At 60.2% G+C, this 18,133-nt stretch carries 22 protein-coding genes; 13 read left to right on the top strand and 9 right to left on the bottom strand.

Annotated elements, in window-relative coordinates; genetic code table 11:
• Positions 1-16 precede the first annotated feature (16 nt).
• From AADA04_RS06795 to nusB, 4 genes are read left to right on the top strand one after another with little or no spacing between them, the layout of a single operon-like run.
• Positions 17-649: a riboflavin synthase gene (locus tag AADA04_RS06795; RefSeq protein ID WP_340692495.1), complete on the top strand. Its 633-nt coding sequence runs from the start codon at positions 17-19 to the stop codon at positions 647-649.
• Positions 642-1,769: a 3,4-dihydroxy-2-butanone-4-phosphate synthase gene (gene ribB, locus AADA04_RS06800; protein ID WP_340692496.1), complete on the top strand. Its 1,128-nt coding sequence runs from the start codon at positions 642-644 to the stop codon at positions 1,767-1,769. The genes AADA04_RS06795 and ribB overlap by 8 nt, the downstream gene beginning before the upstream one ends.
• Positions 1,769-2,197 (top strand): 6,7-dimethyl-8-ribityllumazine synthase, encoded by a 429-nt coding sequence (gene ribH / locus AADA04_RS06805; RefSeq protein ID WP_340692497.1) that lies wholly within the window; start codon positions 1,769-1,771, stop codon positions 2,195-2,197. Before ribB ends, ribH begins: the two co-directional genes overlap by 1 nt.
• Positions 2,194-2,673, top strand: a complete 480-nt coding sequence (gene nusB, locus AADA04_RS06810; RefSeq protein WP_340692498.1) for a transcription antitermination factor NusB — start codon at positions 2,194-2,196, stop codon at positions 2,671-2,673. Before ribH ends, nusB begins: the two co-directional genes overlap by 4 nt.
• Here the strand turns inward: nusB and AADA04_RS06815 are convergent.
• Complete coding sequence (locus tag AADA04_RS06815) at positions 2,670-3,839, bottom strand: epoxide hydrolase family protein (protein WP_340692499.1); 1,170 nt, start codon at positions 3,837-3,839, stop codon at positions 2,670-2,672. The genes nusB and AADA04_RS06815 overlap by 4 nt on opposite strands.
• 68 nt (positions 3,840-3,907) lie before the next feature.
• A complete protein-coding gene (gene erpA, locus AADA04_RS06820) occupies positions 3,908-4,249 on the bottom strand; it encodes an iron-sulfur cluster insertion protein ErpA (protein ID WP_340692500.1) in 342 nt (113 codons plus the stop codon).
• Positions 4,250-4,276: 27 nt separating this feature from the next.
• On the opposite strand from erpA, the gene AADA04_RS06825 reads away from it, so the two are divergent.
• From AADA04_RS06825 to scpB, 5 genes are all read left to right on the top strand, one after another.
• Positions 4,277-5,449: a deoxyguanosinetriphosphate triphosphohydrolase gene (locus AADA04_RS06825; RefSeq protein WP_340692501.1), complete on the top strand. Its 1,173-nt coding sequence runs from the start codon at positions 4,277-4,279 to the stop codon at positions 5,447-5,449.
• Between the two features lie 131 nt (positions 5,450-5,580).
• The gene (locus AADA04_RS06830; RefSeq protein ID WP_340692502.1) at positions 5,581-6,441 is read left to right on the top strand and encodes an SPOR domain-containing protein; all 861 of its coding nucleotides are present in this window, start codon (positions 5,581-5,583) and stop codon (positions 6,439-6,441) included.
• Positions 6,441-7,478 carry a beta-N-acetylhexosaminidase gene (nagZ, locus tag AADA04_RS06835; RefSeq protein ID WP_340692503.1) on the top strand — a complete coding sequence of 346 codons (1,038 nt, stop codon included), beginning with the start codon at positions 6,441-6,443 and terminating at the stop codon, positions 7,476-7,478. The genes AADA04_RS06830 and nagZ overlap by 1 nt, the downstream gene beginning before the upstream one ends.
• On the top strand, positions 7,475-8,308 hold the full coding sequence (locus AADA04_RS06840) for a ScpA family protein (protein WP_340692504.1): 834 nt from the start codon (positions 7,475-7,477) through the stop codon (positions 8,306-8,308). Before nagZ ends, AADA04_RS06840 begins: the two co-directional genes overlap by 4 nt.
• Positions 8,295-9,341, top strand: coding sequence for an SMC-Scp complex subunit ScpB (scpB, locus tag AADA04_RS06845; protein WP_340692505.1), 1,047 nt, complete (start codon positions 8,295-8,297; stop codon positions 9,339-9,341). Before AADA04_RS06840 ends, scpB begins: the two co-directional genes overlap by 14 nt.
• A 3-nt stretch (positions 9,342-9,344) precedes the next feature.
• Here scpB and AADA04_RS06850 read toward each other — a convergent pair whose 3' ends face one another.
• From AADA04_RS06850 to AADA04_RS06865, 4 genes are all read right to left on the bottom strand, one after another.
• A complete protein-coding gene (locus AADA04_RS06850) occupies positions 9,345-9,950 on the bottom strand; it encodes a DUF1287 domain-containing protein (RefSeq protein ID WP_340692506.1) in 606 nt (201 codons plus the stop codon).
• A 127-nt stretch (positions 9,951-10,077) separates the two neighbouring features.
• Positions 10,078-10,749, bottom strand: a complete 672-nt coding sequence (locus tag AADA04_RS06855) for a nitroreductase (protein ID WP_340692507.1) — start codon at positions 10,747-10,749, stop codon at positions 10,078-10,080.
• A 66-nt stretch (positions 10,750-10,815) separates the two neighbouring features.
• Positions 10,816-12,147 (bottom strand): cytochrome P450, encoded by a 1,332-nt coding sequence (locus AADA04_RS06860; protein WP_340692508.1) that lies wholly within the window; start codon positions 12,145-12,147, stop codon positions 10,816-10,818.
• A gap of 118 nt (positions 12,148-12,265) precedes the next feature.
• Entirely contained in the window at positions 12,266-12,754 is a 489-nt protein-coding gene (locus AADA04_RS06865; RefSeq protein WP_340692509.1) for a DUF2244 domain-containing protein, read from the bottom strand.
• A 57-nt stretch (positions 12,755-12,811) separates the two neighbouring features.
• Between AADA04_RS06865 and nth the strand changes: the two genes are divergently transcribed.
• Together nth and AADA04_RS06875 are read left to right on the top strand one after the other, a co-directional pair.
• On the top strand, positions 12,812-13,564 hold the full coding sequence (nth, locus tag AADA04_RS06870; protein WP_340692510.1) for an endonuclease III: 753 nt from the start codon (positions 12,812-12,814) through the stop codon (positions 13,562-13,564).
• Between the two features lie 103 nt (positions 13,565-13,667).
• Positions 13,668-14,441, top strand: a complete 774-nt coding sequence (locus tag AADA04_RS06875; RefSeq protein ID WP_340692511.1) for a DUF481 domain-containing protein — start codon at positions 13,668-13,670, stop codon at positions 14,439-14,441.
• Between the two features lie 4 nt (positions 14,442-14,445).
• On the opposite strand, the gene AADA04_RS06880 is transcribed toward AADA04_RS06875, so the two are convergent.
• Positions 14,446-15,069: an outer membrane beta-barrel protein gene (locus AADA04_RS06880; RefSeq protein ID WP_340692512.1), complete on the bottom strand. Its 624-nt coding sequence runs from the start codon at positions 15,067-15,069 to the stop codon at positions 14,446-14,448.
• A 101-nt stretch (positions 15,070-15,170) separates the two neighbouring features.
• Entirely contained in the window at positions 15,171-16,049 is an 879-nt protein-coding gene (locus AADA04_RS06885) for a hypothetical protein (protein ID WP_340692513.1), read from the bottom strand.
• A gap of 83 nt (positions 16,050-16,132) precedes the next feature.
• Here AADA04_RS06885 and AADA04_RS06890 point away from each other — a divergent pair, with 83 nt between their 5' ends.
• Entirely contained in the window at positions 16,133-17,131 is a 999-nt protein-coding gene (locus AADA04_RS06890; RefSeq protein ID WP_340692514.1) for an adenosine kinase, read from the top strand.
• Here AADA04_RS06890 and AADA04_RS06895 read toward each other — a convergent pair.
• Positions 17,128-17,721 carry a 2-hydroxychromene-2-carboxylate isomerase gene (locus AADA04_RS06895; RefSeq protein ID WP_340692515.1) on the bottom strand — a complete coding sequence of 198 codons (594 nt, stop codon included), beginning with the start codon at positions 17,719-17,721 and terminating at the stop codon, positions 17,128-17,130. The genes AADA04_RS06890 and AADA04_RS06895 overlap by 4 nt on opposite strands.
• A gap of 68 nt (positions 17,722-17,789) precedes the next feature.
• Between AADA04_RS06895 and AADA04_RS06900 the strand changes: the two genes are divergently transcribed.
• Positions 17,790-18,128, top strand: coding sequence for a helix-turn-helix domain-containing protein (locus AADA04_RS06900; protein ID WP_340692516.1), 339 nt, complete (start codon positions 17,790-17,792; stop codon positions 18,126-18,128).
• Positions 18,129-18,133 lie beyond the last annotated feature (5 nt).

Here is an 18,133-nt window from a genome sequence, read left to right on the forward strand (position 1 = left end):
AAGGATTGATCCCACCATGTTTACAGGTCTCGTCACTGACGTTGGAACGGTCCGCAAGGCCGAAGCACGCAACGGGCTTGTGCGCTTCGAAGTCGAAAGTGGCTATCCGTTGGACTCCGTCATTATGGGCGCCTCGGTCATGCATTCCGGTGCCTGCCTGACAATTGTCGACATGGGGCAGGGCGAGCGTGGCGCCTGGTTCGCCGTAGAGGCTGTGCCGGAGACGCTGTCAAAAACCATTCTGGGCGATTGGAAAGCCGGTTCCCGCGTCAATCTTGAGCAAAGCCTGAAACTGGGTGACGAACTCGGCGGTCATTTCGTGTTCGGCCATGTCGACGGCGTCGGGGAAGTCGTTTCAATCGAAGCCGAAGGCCAAAGCTGGCGCCTGACCATCCGACCGCCTGCCGATATTGCCCGCTTTTTTGCAACCAAGGGCTCGGCCGCCGTCAACGGCGTGTCGCTGACCGTCGCCGAGGCGCTGCCGAATGGCGACTTCCAGCTTGCGATCATTCCCCATACTTGGGAGGTCACGACTCTGTCGGAACTGACGCCTGGCGCACATGTGAACCTTGAGATCGATATGCTGGCGCGCTACGTGGCGCGCATGATAGGCGCCGATGCGCCAGAAGGGCCCTCCAAGAATGTCTGATGACTTCCACGCTGCGATCTCGTCGATCGACGAGATTATCGAAGATGCCCGCAATGGCCGGATGTATATCCTGGTGGATGCCGAGGATCGCGAGAATGAGGGTGACCTGATCATCCCGGCAAACTTCGCGACGCCGGAACAGGTCAACTTCATGGCCCGCCACGGTCGCGGCCTGATCTGCCTCGCGATGACGCAGGAACGGTCCCACACGTTGCGTCTCGACATGATGACGCGCAACAATCGCGAAAGCATGCAGACCGCCTTTACCGTGTCGATCGAGGCGAAAGAGGGCGTAACCACCGGCATCTCCGCACATGACCGGGCCCGCACGATTGCCGTCGCCATAGACCCCACTACGGATCATGACGACATCGTCTCACCCGGACATGTTTTCCCGCTGGTCGCCAAGGATGGCGGTACGCTGGTCCGCGCCGGCCACACCGAAGCGGCGGTCGACATTTCGCGCATGGCGGGCCTCTATCCTGCCGGCGTCATCTGTGAAATCATGAATGAAGACGGCTCGATGGCCCGACTGCCAGACCTCGTCTCGTTCGCCCAGCTGCACAATCTCAAGATCGGCACGATTGCCGACCTCATTGCCTGGCGCCGCGAGAATGACCGCTTCCTCGAGCGCCGCGTCGAATCCGTCCTGAACTCGACCTATGGGGAGGGTTTCAAAACGGTCTGCTTCCGCAACGCGCTCGACAATTCCGAATATATCGCCATCGTTCATGGCGAGATCAAACCCGATTCAACAACGATCGTGCGGGTACATCATCCCGACGTGCTTTCAGATATCCTGGGCGAGACCGGCCCGCGGCAGGGCCTGGTCGAAAAAGCCATGCGTATCATCTCTGAAGCCGATGAACCGGGAGTCATTGTCTTCGTCAATACCATGCGCCCCAATGTGCTGGCCGAGCGTCTTGGCCTGAAATCCGACACGCCCCGCGACCCAACCGCCCCCCTGCGCGAATACGGTATCGGGGCCCAGATTCTGCGCGAGCTCGGTGTTCGGCGCATGACCTTCCTGTCCGATACGCAGCCCACCCGCGTTGCGGGGCTTGACGGATACGGCCTGACCATAGAGGGCTGGCGCCGCTTGAACGAGGAGACTAACTGATGGCGGACCGCGTCCTCATTGCCATATCGAGATATTACAAGCGCATCAGTGACGAACTGGAACTGGGTGCGATGGCGGAACTGGAAGCTGGCGGCGCGAAAGTGACCGTCATGGAAGTGCCGGGCGCGTTCGAATTGCCGGGCCTGATCGCCATGGCAGCAGACAGCGGCCGCTTCGATGGCGCCGTGGCCCTCGGCTGCGTCATTCGCGGCGAGACGACCCATTATGACTATGTTTGCGGCGAGAGCGCCCGCGGCCTGATGGACCTGATCGTCCAGCGCCGCCAGGCCATCGGCTACGGCATTCTCACGGTCGAGAACGAGGCCCAGGCCTGGGTCCGCGCCGACCGCAAGCAGAAGAACAAGGGCAAGGACGCCGCCGAGGCCTGCCTGTCGATGATCAAGTTCCGCAAGGAACTCATTCGTTGAGCCAGCAGAAAATCCCTTTCGAAGTCATCCGCGCCCGGCGCGCCGGCGCCCGGCTGGCAGCGGTCCAAGCGCTGTATGAAATGGAGCAGACCAGCAAATCGGCCAAGGCGACCATTCGCGGCTTCATGGATGACCGTCTCGGCATCGGCCCGGACGAGCAACCGATCGAGGAAGCCGACCCGGACCTGTTCAAGGCCATCCTGAACGCCGTCGTCGAACATCAGGCCGCCATCGACACCGCCATCCTGTCGCGCCTGTCGGACGGCTGGAAACTGACCCGCCTCGACGCCACGTCGCGGGCCATCCTGCGCGCCGGCGCGGCCGAGTTCATCGTCCATCAGGAATTGTCGGAAGCGGTCATTCTCGACGAATATGTCTCGCTCGCGCATGACTTCTTCGACGAGACCGAAGCCAAGTTCGTCAATGCCGTATTGCAGAATGTCGGCCGCGACCTGAGAAAAGGTTCCGCCGCCTAGCCTGCCTTGCGGGCCCAGGCGCGCACATCCTCGACAAACAGGTCCGGCTTTTCCATCGCAGCGAAATGCCCGCCGCTGTCCATCTCGCTCCAGTGCGTGATGTTGTAAGCGCGCTCGCACCAGCTGCGCGGCGGGGCGGGGTACACCGCTTCTCCGGGAAAGTTCGCAAAGCCGGTCGGCGTCTCGCACCGCTTGCCTTCAGGTAGCACCGCGCCGCCTTCCTGGAACAGCGCATTATAATACCAGATGCTGGTCGCGATGGCGTCATTGACGAGATAGATCATCACGTTCGTCAGCAACTGGTCTTTCGAATAGACGCTGAACAGGTCGCCATCTTCCAGGTCAGACCAGCCTTGGAATTTCTCGATGATCCAGGCGGCCGTGCCCATGGGCGAGTCCATCAGGGCCATGGCCAGCGTCTGCGGCTTGGTGGCGTGCTCCATGAAATAGGCGCCCTCGCGCTGCATCGCGGCTTGCGACGCGCCGAGCCAGTCGGTCTCGGCCTGTGTTTCCGGCACGGGCGGGTTGGGCCGGAAGCCGACCATGTTGAGATGGATGGCCTTGCAGCCGCCTTTGCCGTCGACCGTGCCATGCTCATAGCCCAGCCAGGAGGTGACCAGGCTGCCCCAGTCGCCGCCCTGCGCCAGATAGGTCTCGTAGCCCAGCACATCCTGCATCAGCGTGTTCCACAGCTTCGCTGTCGCCCGCTGGCCCATCGGCGAGGCCGGCTTCTCGGAAAAGCCGTAACCGGGCAGCGACGGAATGATCAGGTCGAACGCATCCTCGGCCTTGCCGCCATGCCTGGACGGATAGGCGAGCGGGCCGATCGCCTCCCAGAACTCGAAGACGGATCCCGGCCAGCCATGCGTCAGAAGGAGAGGCCGGCTGCCGCCCGCTTCGCCAATGACATGCACGAAGTGGATGTCCATCCCGTCAACGTCCGCCTTGTAGCTCGGATAGCGGTTGAGATCGGTCTCTGCCTCGCGCCAGTCATAGCCTGTGAGCCAGTAGCGCTGCAGGTCCTTCATCACAGGTGTCGACATGCCATAGGCAAAGCCCTGCTCATTGGCGGGAGCCGGAAACCATTTGTAGTTTTCGACGCGTTCGCGGATCGCCTGAATTGTCTTGTCAGGAATATCGATTCGAAATGGTTTAGCTTTGGGCATGACTGTGTCCTCCTGCGAGGCAACATAGGCGCAATGCCGATGTCAGGCGAGCCGGACGCGAGGGCAGGTCAGACCGAAAAGCTCGTCCCACAGCCGCAGGCCGCTGTCGCATTCGGATTGTTGATCTTGAACGCTGCGCCGATCAGTTCGGTCGAAAAGTCGATTTCCGACCCACGCAGGAATTCGAGGCTCATCTCGTCGATCAGCACTTGCGCGCCGTCCCGCTCGACGATCAGGTCGTCCGCATTTGCGCCATCCGCAAAATCGAATTTGTAGGAAAAGCCGGAACACCCGCCCCCCTCAACAGAGACGCGCAGGAAGTCGACGCCGTCCTGTTTTGCCAGAATCGCGTTAATCCGCTTGGCAGCAGAGGCGGACAGGGTCACATCAGGGATTGTTACGGTGCTCATGCCCACAACATAGGAACGAATTGCGCTATGGAAAAGAGAGCCGTGTTTGCGACCCGCTTCGAAGACAGTCGGGGGCGCTATTTTGAAGAGGCGCCATCTGCCACCCGCACGCCGTTCCAGCGTGACCGCGACAGGATCGTCCATTCAACGGCGTTTCGCCGTCTGAAGCAGAAAACACAGGTATTCGTGGCCCATGAGGGCGACCATTACCGCACACGCCTCACACATTCCCTCGAAGTCGCCCAGATTGCCCGCAGCGTGGCCCGCACCCTCGGCCTCGATGAAGACCTCGCCGAAGCCATGGCGCTGGCCCACGATCTCGGCCATCCGCCGTTCGGCCATGCCGGCGAGGACCAGTTGGACGAGTGCATGAAGGCCTATGACGGCTTTGACCACAACGCCCAGACCCTGCGCATCGTGACCAAGCTGGAAGTGCGCTATCCGGGCTTTGAAGGCCTGAACCTCAGCTGGGAAATGCTCGAGGGCCTGGTCAAGCACAATGGCCCTGTGACGGGTCCGGACACACCGATCAGCAGCCTGCCAGCCGCCTTCCGCGACTTTCATCACCTGGCCGACCTGGAGCCTGACCAGTTTGCCGGCCCCGAAGCGCAGGTCGCCGCCCTGTCGGACGACATCGCTTACAATAACCACGATATCGACGATGGCATCGCCTCGGGCCTGTTCACGATTGACGACCTGATGGACATTCCCGTTGTCGGTGAGCAATTTCGCGGCGTCCGTATTGAATACCCCGACCTGAGCGACCGCATGGTCACCTATGAGGCCGTCCGCCGCCTCATCGGGGTCTGGATCAACGATCTCACCGACGAGACCCGTCGCCGAATCAAGCTCCACAAGCCTGCCAGTGCGGCCGACGTGCGCGCCATGGACGTTCCGCTGGTGGCATTCTCGCCGGAGCTCGAAGCCCGCCAGCGCGCGCTGAGGGCCTTCCTCTACGAACGCATGTACAAGCACTATAAGGTCAATCGCATGCGCAGCCAGGCCAAGCGCCTTCTGGCAGACCTGTTCAGTATCTTTCTCGCCGAACCCGAGACCCTGCCACCACCGTGGCGTCACGACGCCGAGCAGGTCACCGACGCGCGACGCGCCCGTATCGTCTGCGACTATATTGCGGGCATGACAGATACGTTCGCCATGGAAGAGCATCGGCGTCTTTTCGATGCCAGTGGCATGCGCTGACGGCCCATTTCGCGCCTTTCGCCCAGCTTGGGGCGCTGCCCGAGTCTGTGGAAAAGCCTTGATGTTCAAGCGTCATTAACGAAACGCCCCCTAATATTAACCTCAGATAATAATACTGAAGGACGTATTCCATGGGCAGATCGCGAAGCGAGAGGGGCAACTACGCGCCTTTTGACGATGACTACCGGGGATTCGAGGTCCGCGATGATGAAACGGCCCGCGGACCGTTGATCCTGGCGCTCGCCATTGGCGTGCTGCTGGTTTTTGGCGCTGTGGTCTGGAACACTTACCGGCAAGGCGTGCGCTCCAGTGGCGCTGGAATCCCCAGCGTCATTGCAGATGCGCAGCCCTACAAGCGTACGCCGGAGGATCGTGGTGGCGTTGCGGTTCCGGACACTGACAAGCGCTTCTACGACCAGATGGATGCGTCTGACCGGCCCGCATCTGAAGACACGAGCATTGCCGATTTCGAAGATGCCCGCAGCACGGAATTCCTGCAGGGCGGGCCTCCAATCGAGCTGCGGCCGGGCATCGAATCAGGTGACGCCAACGAAACGGATCCTGAAAACGGCATGCCGAACGTGGTCGCGGACCAGGTTCGTGCCCTCGCCAATCTCGACGAGCGTCCAGCCGAATCGGACGAGGATATTGAAATCGCTTCGATAAATCCCCCGCCCATGCCGATGGCTGCTGGGCCAATGGTTGCCTCACAAGGCATGTCCGAGTTCGAATTCAGCGATAATGGCGCATATCTCGTGCAGATCGCGGCCTTTCGCTCGGAAGAAGCCGCCGAGGCAGCCTGGCGCAAGGCATCCGGGGCCCGCCCTGATATTTATCGGGGGGCAGCGAAACACATCCAGCGGGCCGATCTCGGCGCCAAAGGTGTGTTCTACCGCTTGCGCATTGGCGCCTTTGCCGAAAGATCGGAAGCGACGGCCTTCTGCACCACGCTAAAGGCCGCTGGTGAAAACTGCATTGTGGTGACTGGATAGTGACGAAAGCCTGCATCCTCAGCGTCTCGGGACCGAGACTGACTCCGGGCGAGCGGTCCCTCTTTTCCGCGCACGATCCGTGGGGTGTAATTCTCATGGGCCGCTCTTGTGTGTCCAAGGCCCAGATTCGCCAACTTGTCTCTGACATCTGGGACGCGACAGGCCGATCAACGCTAATCTTTATCGACCAGGAAGGCGGCCGAGTGGCCCGCCTGAAGGCTCCGGAATGGCCGCTTTTCCCGCGCGGTGAAGACTATGCAACGATTTACCAGGCGGACCGGGAGCGTGGACTCGAAGCGGCATGGCTCGGCCACCGCCTGATGGCAGCCGAACTCGCATCCCTGTCGATCCACGCGGACTGTGCCCCCGTGGTCGATCTGCCGGTGCCCGGTGCCCATGATGTGATTGGCGACCGCGCGTTCGGAACTGAACCTGATCAGGTCGCAGACCTTGCCCGCGCTGCCCTCAAAGGGCTCGCAGATGGCGGTGTGGCCGGCGTTGTGAAGCATATTCCCGGACATGGCCGCTCGATGTCCGACAGCCATCTGGAACTGCCGCGCGTCACGGCTGGCGAAAATGAACTCGCCAAGGATTTTGACGCATTTGCCCGTCTCGCGGATGCTCCGATGGCGATGACCGCCCATATTGCTTACGACGCCATCGATCCAGGCGTCGCCGCGACCCTGTCACCAAAGCTTATTCAGGGCATCATTCGCGAGCGAATCGGGTTTGATGGCCTGCTGATGACGGATGATCTGGGGATGAAAGCTCTGGGCGGCAGCCTAACCACGCGTGCAGACGGAGCGATTGCGGCCGGCTGTGACGTGCTGCTGCATTGTTCGGGCTTCCTGAAAGAGGCGGACTCCATCCTTGCTGAAATGACCGAAGTCGCTGAAGCGTCCCCTGTGCTCTCTGGAAAACCGCGAGCGCGCGCTGAGCGGGCCGAGGCATTGTCGACAGCCGAGATGCCGTTCGACGGCCAGGCTGGCTGGGCCCGGTTCCACGAACTCTTCCCTGAATTCAAGGCGATGGCATGAGCGTAGACGCCATTTCCATCGATGCGCTGTCAGCTGACGCGCAGGACGCCGAAGCGGGTGATATCTTCCGTGTCGACGTCGATGGCTATGAAGGCCCGCTACATCTCCTGCTGGAACTGGCCCGGCGCCAGAAGGTCGACCTGCTTCACCTGTCGATCCTCGACCTGGCAATCCAGTACCTCGGTTTTATTGAGGACGCGAAATCGAAGCGAATGGATCTCGCTGCCGACTATTTGCTGATGGCGTCCTGGCTCGCCTTCATGAAGTCGCGCCTCTTGTTGCCGAAGCCGGAAAAGCCTGACGAAGACGAGCCATCCGGCGAGGAAATGGCCGAACGGCTCGCGTTCCGCCTCAAGCGTCTCGACGCCATGCGCACAGCCGTTCGTGAACTCGAAGCCGGCCCGGTCCTCAACAATGTCATCTTCCTGCGCGGCCTGCCGGAACAGCCGCGCGTGGTGAAACATACAGAATTCAAGGCATCGCTCTACGACCTGACCCAGGCGTTCGGCACCATCCGCGACCGCAAGGAACAGCAAGCGCCGCACAGGATCGAGCAGCAGCTTGTCCTGCCGCTGGAACTGGCGCGTACGACGCTCCGCGCCCTTCGCGCGCAATTGACTCAATGGTCGAGCCTCGATGAAATCCGGTCCACGATGACGGACGTCGATCCGTTGTTGCCACCGCGCTCTGTCACCGCCAGTGTATTCGCGGCAGCACTCGAACTCGCCCGGGATGGCGAAGTTGATGTGCGTCAGGACGCCCACTTTGCGCCACTTTACCTACGTAATGCAGGAACCAACCCCGGGGAGGGCAGGGATGCAACCGCTTGAGAAGTTTGAAATGATGGAAGATTCACCAGAAGAGACGCGGGATCCCTTGGCCCAGCTGTCCTTCGCGTACAAACGCTCCGAAGCTGAACTCGCGGGCGGCATCGAGGAGTCCCTGTCAGAGGGGATCCGGCGCGCCGAGGCTGTTCTGTTCGCTGCGGGTGAACCGCTGTCGGCTGAACAGATCGCGGAAATCCTGCCGCATGGCGTCGAGTCGGGCGAAGTGCTGATGGCGCTGCGCGCGATGTACGCCAATCGCGGTGTGAACCTGGTTGAAGTCGCCAATAAATGGCGCTTCCAGACAGCCACCGACCTCACCTACCTCTTCGTCGAAGAGCGCCAGGTCCAGAAGAAGCTCGGACAGGCCGCACTCGAGACGCTTGCCATCATCGCCTATGGCCAGCCCGTCACGCGCGCCGAAGTCGAGGCCGTTCGCGGCGTGGCCGTCGCCAAAACGACAATCGACACGCTGATGGAAGCCGGCTGGGTCAAGATCAAGGGCCGTCGGAAGACGCCGGGCCAGCCGATGACCTACGGCACCACCGATGCCTTCCTCGAGCATTTCGGTCTCGAAAGCCTCGACACATTGCCGGGCAAGGCCGACCTTGCGGCAGAAGGCCTGTTGTCCGACGTCATCCCGTCCGGCTTCCAGATGCCGGATGAAGAAGCCCTCAACGAGGAAGACATCCTTATTCAGGATGCATCGGATGTCGAAGCCATTGATGCCTTCGTGACGGACTATATGGACGAAGAAGACGCGCCCGCGACAGACATAGAAACCGCATCAGAAGCGGTCATCGAGGATATCCCCGCAGAGATTGTGGAAGATACGCTCACGGTCGCCGACACACAGGACCAAGAGGACGAGGCGGACGATAGCGCCGTCAGCGTCTTTGCCTATCTCAAGCCGCGTCCGCGTGCGACTGAAGACGAGGACGAGTTCGATCGTGCCCGCGTCAAGGCCGCCGTCGTCCAGCTCGCTGCGACACCGCGCGAGCCCGAACGTCCCATGACCGATTGGGACGACGAGGAATAGTCATCACAGGACCGGCGGTTCGAACCTGAAGCGACGCTCATCGTCGAACTGGCCAAGGATATCGTCCTCGGCGGTTCCCGCGCCGATATTGTGAATGACATAGGGGTGGCCCATTGGCGTCACCTTGTTCGAAACGATACCGATATGCGGCAGCCGCCCATCCAGCCGCATCGTATAGAGGTCGCCAGCTTGCCACTCGGCCAGCGAAGCGGGCACGGCAAGCTCGGTCCCGTACCGGCGGAAATAGGTTTCCAGATTCGGCACGCGGCGATGGTCAATATTCCTGTCCGGCCGCGTCAGGCCCCATATCTTCGGGTAAGCGTTGAATGCAGACGCCATATCGTCATGGACAGCTGATTGCAGGTCGAAATCGAAAGCGTCGCGATACGCCCTGACGACGACATCTGTGCAGACGCCGCGATCGCGGGGAACGTCACCATTCGGATAGGTGAGACTGACATAGGCCGGATTGTAAGAACGCGTGATTCCGATCTGGCTGCGCGCCGCGACGATGAGGCGGGACTCCCAGGGGATCAGCCGCTCGCCAAGGACGCTCGGAACGAGGGGCAGGGCCACAAGGCCGGAGAAAGCGGCGCGTCGTGTGATCATCTCCTGAGAGGATCACGCCCATGCGGCAGGATTAGGTCAAAAATGGTGCGCAATGGGATCGGCTATGGACCGAACACCCCCTAGCCACACCCTGCGGACCCACGCGCCACCCCCGCAGGACGCCCGTTCAGAACCCCTTCAAAACCGCAATTTCGTCGATATCAGCCCGTTCCGCGCGCAGAGAATTGACCGGATGACCGGCGTCAGGAATGCCAACCGCCATGCCGCACCAGACCATTTCGTGCTCGCCCAAACCGAAATGTTCCTTCAGCATCGGGCGGAGTATTCCCCAGCATTCCTGCATGCATGTCCCCCATCCGCGTTCCTCCGCGAGCAGGGCCAGCGTCTGCAAATACATGCCCGTATGACCCCACTGACCATGGCCCATCCGCTCGTCAATCACAATGAATACGGCGACCGGCGCGCCGAAGAAGCGGAAATTATTGGCGAACCAGGCGATGCGTGCGGCGCGGTCCGCCTTGGGGATATCCAGCACCTCATACATCATCTCTCCCACACGCCGACGGCGTGCTTCATGCGGCTGCCACAGGTCCTTGGGATAGATCGGCCGGTCCGTCGGTTGTCCCGCCGGGCTGTCCTTCAGGACACCCGCCGCCTTGCCGATCACCTCGTCTTTGGCCGCCCCCGTCACCACAATCACCCGCCACGGCTGCGTATTCCCCCCCGAAGGCGCGCGCTGCGCAGCGGTCAGCCAGGCGCGGATATCGGCTTCTGACAGGGGCTCGGGTTTGAAGGCGCGCGTTGATATGCGTTGCGCGACGGCTGTTGAAACATCCATGAAAAAGCCTCCCATCAGGAACTGATGAGAGGCTTATCAGGCTTTGCGCGGCGTCAGCCAACACGCTTATTTCGGATGGCAGATCACCGGCATCCACGTGTAGCCCTTCACGAAGGCACCGGACGTATACGATGGCTCGTCCAGCACTTCGATATGGCTGAAGCGCTCCATGATTTCCTGCCAGAGGATCTGCAGCTGCAGTTCGGCGAGGCGGTTGCCGACGCAGCGGTGGATGCCGAAGCCGAACGAGATGTGCCGGCGGGCATTTTCGCGGTCGATGATGAAGTCATTCGGACGGTCCCAGAACCGCTCGTCGCGGTTACCGGAGACATACCACATGGCGATCTGGTCGCCCTTGTGGATCGTCTTGCCGTGCATTTCCACGTCTTCCAGTGCTGTACGGCGCATGAAGGCGAGCGGGGTCTGCCAGCGGATTGTTTCCGATACCATGTTCGGGATAAGCGACGGGTCAGCCTTCAGTTTCTCGTATTCCGACGGGAACTTGTTGAGCGCATAGACCGAACCCGTCATCGAGTTGCGGGTCGTGTCATTACCGCCAACGATCAACAGGATCACGTTGCCCAGCAATTCCATAGGGGTCAGGTTGCTGGTCTTTTCGCCATGGGCGAGCAGGCTGATCAGGTCGTTCTTGACCGGGGCGGCCTGACGCTCCTGGTACAGACCCATGAACGCGGTCAGGCATTCCATCATTTCCTGCTTCCACTGCACCTCGCCACCGGGGCAGATGTCAGGGTTGTTCATGTTGGTGGAAACGTCCGACCAGCGGGTCAGGTCGCGCCGGCGCTCGAACGGATAGTCGAACAGGGTGGCGAGCATCATTGTCGTCAATTCGACCGACACCTTGTCGACCCAATCGAACGGTTCACCGACCGGCAGGGAATCCAGAAGGCCCTGGGTCCGCGAGCGGATCAGGGGTTCGTAGTCTTTGAGCATGTTCGGCGCAACAGCCGGCTGGACCGTGCGGCGCTGTTCGGCATGGCGCGGTTCATCCATGGCAATGAACATCGGCATCTCGAAATCTTCGAGCGGCTGGCCAAGCGTGATGCCACCATGTTCCCAGCTGGACGAGAAGCGCTTGTGATCGACATCAATGGCCATGATGTCTTCATAGCGTGTGACCGACCAGTACGGCCCGGCAAAGCTGTCCGGTGTGAAGTGAAGCGGGTCTTCGTTCCGCAGGCGCTCCAGACGGTCCCAGTACTTGCCCTGGCGCCAGATTTCGGGATCGATGAAGTCGAATGTTTCGATGTCGAGGGTGGAGGCTGGCGGCACGTCTTCCCCGACCCGGAGATATCCGGGGTGAAGCGGCTCACGATCCGAAACTTTCGGACGTTCGAGTGCAGGATGGTCAAAGGTCTGTGCTGTATCAGCCGCCATGTTATTTCCTCCAGTGCGTCCCCGTTCGGGGGCCCAAGTTTGATGTATCAACCTAGATACCATGGTCAGAATGAAAAAACCATGACGCAGGCGTCATTTATTATTGTTAACCATCGAGTCAGGCCGGATGGCGTTCTGCCCGGGCATTTTGGAGCGCTGCGCGGATCGCGATGGACAGCGATTTTCGCTCGGGGCAGGTCAGGAACCGGCCGATAACATAGGCGGTCCGGCCGTGCTCGATTCGCAACCAGCTTGTCGGGTTCAGGGGCTCGTCAAGCTCTACCCGGGTGAACGCCGAAGGGAGTTCGACGCTTTTTTCGGATCCATCCGCTGCCCGATGGCGCAGCTGCATCGTCTTTGCTGTCACGGTGACGCGCGTCTGTTCACGTTGTCGCCGGAATGACGACCGAAACGCAATATAGACGGCCAGTGCATCAAGCCCGAAAAAGCCGACGACTGGAAAGGCACCCATGGACAGGAACGCCGCACCGCATGCGAAGCTGGCGACACCGACGACCGTCATCAAGACGGCAAACGCCCTCGGGCTGAGCGACCGGTTTGGTGTCAGCAGGGCATCAAAGTAAATGACTTCGTCGATCTCGCTCATGGAAGAATAATAGGTGCAACCTTGCGCGGCGCAAAGTGCGACCTAAACACATCCATCATGCCTGATGAAAAACCGCTCCCGTCCCCGCGCAAGAAAAAGCGGGCGCCCAGAACATTCAGTTTGGAGCGCGCGACAGAGCTCTATGAAGCGCTCGCGCACGACCGACCCGACCCGCGCACGGAGCTGAACTTTACAAGCCCATTCACGCTTGTCGTTGCTGTGGCATTGTCAGCGCAGGCGACAGACGTGGGCGTCAACAAGGCAACGGCAAAACTCTTCGCTGTCGCCGATACGCCAGAGAAGATGCTGGCCTTGGGGGAAGAAGGCGTTGCCGAATACATCCGCACGATCGGTTTGTGGCGGAACAAGGCAAAGAACGTGATCGCCCTGAGCCGGATGTTGATCGGGAAATTCGATGGAGTCGTGCCCAATACGCTGGACGCCTTGCAGCAATTGCCGGGCGTCGGCCGGAAAACGGCAAATGTCGTGTTGAACGAGGCTTTCGGCGTTCCGACCATTGCGGTCGACACGCACGTATTTCGCGTGTCGAATCGCACCGGCCTTGCGCCTGGAAAGACGCCGGAAGACGTCGAGAGGGGATTGGAACGTATCACGCCAGCGCAATTCAAGCATGGCGCACATCACTGGCTGATCCTGCATGGTCGCTATGTTTGCAAGGCGCAGACGCCGGAATGCTGGCACTGCGCCATCGCACACCTGTGTAAATACACGCCCAAGACGCCTGATCCCGCGACCGTTTCGAAATTGGGACCGCGCAAGAAAGCGCCGCCGCGCAAAACCGTGATGTGACATATCTGCCAGCCGGTTCGCCTGCCACCAGCTGGCCACAATTCCATAACGACTTGGTCACGAAATGCCGTGAAACGGGGCTCCGAAGAATAGGAGTCTCATCATGTCCAAACGCAATCGCCCATTATCTATTATCGCCCTTGCCAGCGCTGCCATGCTTGGCGGCAACGCAGCTGTCGCCCAGGAAAATGACGGCTGGAGCGGTGAGGCCGCATTCAGCGCCGGCTATACGACCGGGAACACCGAAACCACCGACCTCGGGCTTGGCATTGATGTCGCGCGCGAGCAGGGCGTCTGGACTTACGAATTCGTGGCTGACGGTGAATATGGCGAGCAGGACGGTATCGAAAGCCGGAACCGGTATTTCCTTTCCGGAGATGTTGATCGCGAGCTCAATGAAAAGCTGTTTGCTTTCGGCCGGACATCATATGAAGTCGACCAGTTCACAGGTTTCGACAGCCGGACGTTCGTGGGTGGCGGCCTCGGCTATCATATCTACGACGGTGAACAGACCAAATGGACTGTGCGGGCTGGTCCCGGCGTCAAGATCGACGAAGTGAAGCGCATTATCAGCACGGATTCGCTGGGGGCGGCGCTCATCATTCCAGCAGAAACAGTTTCGTCATTTGGTGCAGTTGCCCGGTCTGCGTTTGCTCACAAGCTCAACGACAATGTCAAATTCACCAATGAGACAGACGTGCTGTATGGTGAAACATCGACGCAAATCGAAAACATGGTTGCGCTTACAGCATCTGTTTCGCAGGCCATATCAGCCCGCGTGTCGTTTAACGTCCGATATGACACCAATCCTGCCGACGGCTTTGAGGACACTGATACAGCCCTGAAGGTCGCGCTTGTATATGGCTTCGGTCAATAAGCGGTCAGCGTGAGAAGTCCGGCCGCCAGCGCATCGAAACGAAGAAATTGTAGCTGCGGTTTATGCCGTCGATGTCCCCTATATTGGACTCGACGGCCTGGTCTGAGAACGAGAAGTACTCGAAGCCCAGACCGACTCTGAGTTTCGAATTGATGTGGTAAGTCGAGCCGGCAAAAACATTGCCGTACGTGCTGATGTTCGTGTCGTCGCCAATGACGATGAAGTCTGGATTGATGTCGGCGGGGCCTTTGAAGTCGAAGTCCAGGATTCCGCCACCAACGCCGATACCAACGAACGGACGCAGTTTCTTTTCCGGTCGGAAGTCCCGGAACACGTGCAGGCCGAGCGTATGCGAATCGAAATCGCCTTTCGAGGTCAGCGCACCATTCAGACCGGTGATTTTGGCCCATCGACGCGAATACTCGGCTTCGACGCGCCATACGTCCGAGAAGCGGTATCCGACAGCGCCGCCGAATTCCCGGCTAGCGGAAAAATGAAGATTATTCTGATCGTTGATCGCACCATAGCCCCGAAAGGCAAGGTAGAGCCCGTCGTCCTCCAGTGCCTGCGCTTGGGCTAGTCCGGCAAAACATAAAGCGGCGGTAGCGGAGAGGGCAGTTCTCATCATCAGGCAGTGTATCCTCGGGCGCGACATCAGGCAGTGTATCCTCGGGCGCGAATAGCGCACTGAACGACTCTCAGACGCGTGTCGAAGTCGCCGACCTTTTCCTATGAACCGGATTTCAGACGCCGCGCAACGGCGGACGCCATCATCGTTCCCAGTTCCGGCCCTTCGAGGGGATACAGGTAAGGTTCGATCAGCTCCAGTTCCATGAGCAGCAAGCGTCCGTCCGGCCCTCTCAGCATATCGACCCTGCCGTAGAGCGGCGCATCGTCAAGCGTGGAGATGACCGATGCGGCGACCGCAAGATCTTCGGGCGACGGCGAGATGGCTATCTCCGTGCCGCCATATGTCGACTGAATGCGGTAATCCCCCGCAGCGGCGCGTTTGACCAGGGCATGGCAGAACGCGCCATCGACGAAGATGAAACTGATTTCACCCTCTTCCTGGATCATTTTCAGGAAAGGCTGGACCATCATTGCGTGCGGCATGTCAGGAATCGGATCGCCGCGCCCCAGGCGGTGCTGGTCGGCCGCGCCAGCACCGATTTGGCGCTTGAACACAAGATCGTCGCTTCCGAGTTCGTCGAATGCCGCCGCCGCGAGTTCTGGTGTTGCCGCGTCGAGCCAGAGTGTCGGAATCAATTCGGCACCTTTGGCCTCCATTTCCCGGAGATAGGTCTTGCGGCTGTTCCTGCGCACAAGTGCGGCGCTGTTGAACAATGTCGTGAGTGTACCGATCCGTTCCAGAGTGGTCAGGAATTCGTCGATCCTGTCCCAATAGTCCCACGTCGTTCCGATGATAGCCGCGTCGAATGACGACCAGTCAACGTCCGGGGCATCCCAGGCCAGGTCGTGCAGGCTCATGCCGAGCACCGCAAAGGCCGGGTTCAGCGCATCCATCATATAGTCGTGCTCAAACGCGTCGCTGCGACGTGTCGGCGACCCGGGCAGGGTGACCCGTGATGAGAGGTATGCGATTTTCATCGTCGCCGTTTAGCATGCCGCGTGGTTGCGTCCAGCAGCCTTGTCTGGCAATCGGCGGGTTTGGAATTCAAGGCAAAGTAATCATGACCTCCACCCGTTTTGACGTTGTCGGCTTGGGCAATGCGATTGTTGACGTTCTGTCCCGTGCAGATGATGCCTTCCTTGAAGAGTGGGGCATCCAGAAAAACGCGATGAACCTGATCGAGGAGCCACGCGCCCATGCGCTGACGGCGGCCGCAAAAGATCCCATCTTCACATCCGGCGGCAGTGGCGCGAACACCATTGCAGGCGTCGCCAGCTTCGGCGGGACAGCGGCCTATATCGGGAAGACAGCGAATGATGAGCTCGGGCGGCAGTTTCGTACCGAGATGGCAAGCACGGGTGTGCCATTTGCCACGCATCCGCTCAACTCTGGTCCGGCCACCGCGCGCAGCATCATCTTCGTCAATGAGGATGGCGCGCGCAGCATGAACACATTCCTCGGCGCGTCTGTCCTGTTCTCGAAGGATGACGTCGACGAAGCGGTCGTGCGCGCCGGCAAGATTCTCTATCTGGAAGGGTATCTGTTCGACAAGGACGATGCCAAGACGGCCTTCATCCATGCATCAGAAATTGCCAAATCGTCCGAACGGCTCGTAGCGCTGACGCTGTCTGACAGTTTTTGCGTCGATCGGCATCGCGACAGCTTCCTGCACCTCGTGAAGGGGCACGTGGATATCCTGTTTGCCAACGAAGAAGAGCTTTTGTCTCTCTACGAGACGCGGGATTTCGACGAAGCCATATCGCGCCTGCAGGCCGACACGGCAATTGCGGCTGTGACAAGAAGCGAGAAGGGCTCTGTCGTTATCGGCGACGGCGACCCGATTGCCGTTGCGGCCGAGCCTGTCGATAAAGTCGTCGACACGACCGGCGCTGGCGACCAATACGCGGCCGGTTTCCTTTTCGGATATGCGAAGGGCCTGCCGCTCGCGACCTGTGCGCGGCTTGGCCATATCGCCGCCGCCGAAGTGATCAGCCATTTCGGGCCGCGTCCGGAAGTCTCGCTGGCCGGTCTTGCCCTGGCAGCTGGCATCAAAGCCTAGGCGAGCATCCGTTCGACATAGTCCAAACGGTCGTGACCGAAGAAAAGCTCGTCTCCGACCAGAAAACTGGGCGCCCCGAAAATGCCGCGCGCGACGGCTTCCTCCGTGTTGGCCCTTAGCTCGTCTTTCGCCGCATCCGAGGATGCCAGCGCCGCGATCTGGGCCGCATCGAACCCGTTTGCTGAACACATCGCGGCTACGGCGGCTTTGTCCGACGGATCCAGCGGCTCAGTCTGTCCCCAACACGCGTGGAAGCAGACGGTAATGAACCTGAGCTGTTCGGCCGCGTCAGGTTCCAACCCGATCGTCGCCCTGACCAGTCCAAGTGTGTTCATCGGAAAAGCGGGATTGGGATAAAAGGGCAAACCGATATGGTCGGCGCAGCGCTGCATATCTCGGTTCATATATGCGCCCTTGGCTGGCACCATGCCGGGCGGACGATTGCCGGTTGCCTGCATGACTCCGCCCAGGAACATGGGCCTGAAAACCAGCTTCGCGCCGGTCCTTTCTGCCACGCCTTGCGCGACCGGGAGGGCGAGGTAGGCTGTCGGACTTACATAGTCGAAAAAGAACTCGAACGACTTGCTCATGCTTTGCTCCCGAATCATGCTTAAGTACTGTTTTGGAACTTAGTAGACTTCAATTGGACGTGTCACGTATGAAATGGTCAGAGCTGTCAGATAATTGGTGCCCGGTCGCGCGGACCCTGTCGATACTGGGGGATCGCTGGACTCTACTGATCCTGCGGGACTGCTTCCTCGGCCTGTCGCGGTTCGAGCAGTTTGCCGAGTCGAGCGGCATGACGCGGCACATTCTCGCTGACCGGCTCAAACGCCTTGTCGAGGCGGGTGTCCTCGCCAAACAAGCCTATTCCGACGCGCCGAAGCGCTACGACTACGTCCTTACCGAGAAAGGGCAGGAGCTCGCGCCTGCCATGATGACACTTCGCGACTGGGGAAAGAAACATCTGCCCGTCCGCAGGGCGACGGCGAACTGAACGTC

Source organism: Hyphomonas sp. (assembly GCF_037969335.1).
Classification (GTDB): Bacteria; Pseudomonadota; Alphaproteobacteria; order Caulobacterales; family Hyphomonadaceae; genus Hyphomonas.

What these genes read in the sequence shown, in the direction of transcription:
- AADA04_RS06795 (WP_340692495.1), top strand. Translation starts at nt 17, where the DNA reads ATGTTTACAGGTCTCGTCACTGACGTTGGAACGGTCCGCAAGGCCGAA.
- ribB (WP_340692496.1), top strand. Translation starts at nt 642, where the DNA reads ATGTCTGATGACTTCCACGCTGCGATCTCGTCGATCGACGAGATTATC.
- ribH (WP_340692497.1), top strand. Translation starts at nt 1,769, where the DNA reads ATGGCGGACCGCGTCCTCATTGCCATATCGAGATATTACAAGCGCATC.
- AADA04_RS06815 (WP_340692499.1), bottom strand. Translation starts at nt 3,839, where the DNA reads ATGCCCAAAGCTAAACCATTTCGAATCGATATTCCTGACAAGACAATT.
- erpA (WP_340692500.1), bottom strand. Translation starts at nt 4,249, where the DNA reads ATGAGCACCGTAACAATCCCTGATGTGACCCTGTCCGCCTCTGCTGCC.
- AADA04_RS06825 (WP_340692501.1), top strand. Translation starts at nt 4,277, where the DNA reads ATGGAAAAGAGAGCCGTGTTTGCGACCCGCTTCGAAGACAGTCGGGGG.
- AADA04_RS06830 (WP_340692502.1), top strand. Translation starts at nt 5,581, where the DNA reads ATGGGCAGATCGCGAAGCGAGAGGGGCAACTACGCGCCTTTTGACGAT.
- AADA04_RS06840 (WP_340692504.1), top strand. Translation starts at nt 7,475, where the DNA reads ATGAGCGTAGACGCCATTTCCATCGATGCGCTGTCAGCTGACGCGCAG.
- scpB (WP_340692505.1), top strand. Translation starts at nt 8,295, where the DNA reads ATGCAACCGCTTGAGAAGTTTGAAATGATGGAAGATTCACCAGAAGAG.
- AADA04_RS06850 (WP_340692506.1), bottom strand. Translation starts at nt 9,950, where the DNA reads ATGATCACACGACGCGCCGCTTTCTCCGGCCTTGTGGCCCTGCCCCTC.
- AADA04_RS06855 (WP_340692507.1), bottom strand. Translation starts at nt 10,749, where the DNA reads ATGGATGTTTCAACAGCCGTCGCGCAACGCATATCAACGCGCGCCTTC.
- AADA04_RS06860 (WP_340692508.1), bottom strand. Translation starts at nt 12,147, where the DNA reads ATGGCGGCTGATACAGCACAGACCTTTGACCATCCTGCACTCGAACGT.
- AADA04_RS06865 (WP_340692509.1), bottom strand. Translation starts at nt 12,754, where the DNA reads ATGAGCGAGATCGACGAAGTCATTTACTTTGATGCCCTGCTGACACCA.
- nth (WP_340692510.1), top strand. Translation starts at nt 12,812, where the DNA reads ATGCCTGATGAAAAACCGCTCCCGTCCCCGCGCAAGAAAAAGCGGGCG.
- AADA04_RS06875 (WP_340692511.1), top strand. Translation starts at nt 13,668, where the DNA reads ATGTCCAAACGCAATCGCCCATTATCTATTATCGCCCTTGCCAGCGCT.
- AADA04_RS06880 (WP_340692512.1), bottom strand. Translation starts at nt 15,069, where the DNA reads ATGATGAGAACTGCCCTCTCCGCTACCGCCGCTTTATGTTTTGCCGGA.
- AADA04_RS06885 (WP_340692513.1), bottom strand. Translation starts at nt 16,049, where the DNA reads ATGAAAATCGCATACCTCTCATCACGGGTCACCCTGCCCGGGTCGCCG.
- AADA04_RS06890 (WP_340692514.1), top strand. Translation starts at nt 16,133, where the DNA reads ATGACCTCCACCCGTTTTGACGTTGTCGGCTTGGGCAATGCGATTGTT.
- AADA04_RS06895 (WP_340692515.1), bottom strand. Translation starts at nt 17,721, where the DNA reads ATGAGCAAGTCGTTCGAGTTCTTTTTCGACTATGTAAGTCCGACAGCC.
- AADA04_RS06900 (WP_340692516.1), top strand. Translation starts at nt 17,790, where the DNA reads ATGAAATGGTCAGAGCTGTCAGATAATTGGTGCCCGGTCGCGCGGACC.